Consider the following 1,226-nt stretch of genomic DNA (forward strand, 5'->3'; position numbering starts at 1 on the left):
GGTGGGTTCAACGGGTGGCGGCAACACAGGCTTGAAAGCGCTCTGCGGGTGTTTGGTATTCGAGCGTTTTCCTTGGCCGTTCGTTGAGTTGCCGGGCAACGGCACTCAGTTTGGCCTGGCTGTATAGCGACAGATCGGTTCCTCTGGGAAAGTATTGTCGTAGCAGACGATTGGTGTTTTCGTTGGAGCCGCGCTGCCAAGGCGATTGCGGATCGCAGAAATAGACTTCGACATCGGTAGCCAGTGAGAGGCGCGGATGATCGGCCAGTTCCTTGCCGCGATCCCAGGTGAGCGACTTGTAGAGTTCGCGCGGTAGGCGCTGCGTCTGCCTGATCAGCGCCGACACCACGCTCCTTGTGTCCTTGTTAGCGACCTTGACCAGCATCACGTAGCGCGAATGCCGTTCGACCAGCGTCGCGATGTAGCTGTTCTTTGTGCCTCCGATCAGATCGCCTTCCCAGTGGCCGGGAATGGCGCGGTCCTCGACCGACGCGGGACGCTCGCTGATCGACACGGCATCCTTGATCTGTCCCAGCCCGTTGCGCTTGAGGCTGGCGTGCCGCGACCTGCGGATGGTGCGCCGGGCGCGCAGATGCTCCAGCAATTCCTTCTTAAGAACTCCCCGCGCCTGTATGTACAGGCTTCTGTAGATAGTCTCGTGCGACACTTGCCTATGCGGCTCCTCGGGAAAGCTGCGCCTGAGCCACCCCGCAATCTGCTCTGGTGACCATTTGCGGCACAGCTTGGCCGATACTGCCCGGGCCAATGGCGGCGAGCAAGCCAACTTGCAGGGCTTCGGCCGCAAGGCTCGGTCCCAGGCCGCCTGATCGGACACGGTCGCCCGATACCGTGCAAGGCCGCCGTTACGCCTGACTTCGCGACTGATCGTCGAAGGCGCGCGGCCCAGTCGCCGTGCTATCGCACGCAAGGGTTCACTGACGCTCAGGCCCCGCGATATCTCCTCCCGTTCGGCAAGGCTCAGCGCAAGGCGGCCACGCTTGCGATCGGCGGGCCTGATACCGCCGGTCGGCGAAATCACCGAAAATACCGACGATGACTCTCGATCAAACCTTCGCCCGATCGAACTCATCGATTCCCCGCGCTGCCAACGATCCCATATCTCCGCTCGCTGGCTGGCCGTGTAATATATCCGACGACGCTGCTTCATCGCGACACTCCATCTTCCTCAAAAGATTAAAGTGTTGCCACCACCCGTTGAACCCACC

Annotated in this window: 1 protein-coding gene; it reads right to left on the minus strand. The window is 61.3% G+C overall.

Annotated elements, in window-relative coordinates; genetic code table 11:
* Positions 1–7: 7 nt before the first annotated feature.
* Entirely contained in the window at positions 8–1,168 is a 1,161-nt protein-coding gene (locus ADT71_RS00175; RefSeq protein ID WP_054434082.1) for an IS30 family transposase, read from the minus strand.
* Between the last annotated feature and the right edge of the window lie 58 nt (positions 1,169–1,226).

The sequence above is a fragment of the Novosphingobium sp. ST904 genome (assembly GCF_001298105.1).
Taxonomy (GTDB): Bacteria; Pseudomonadota; Alphaproteobacteria; order Sphingomonadales; family Sphingomonadaceae; genus Novosphingobium.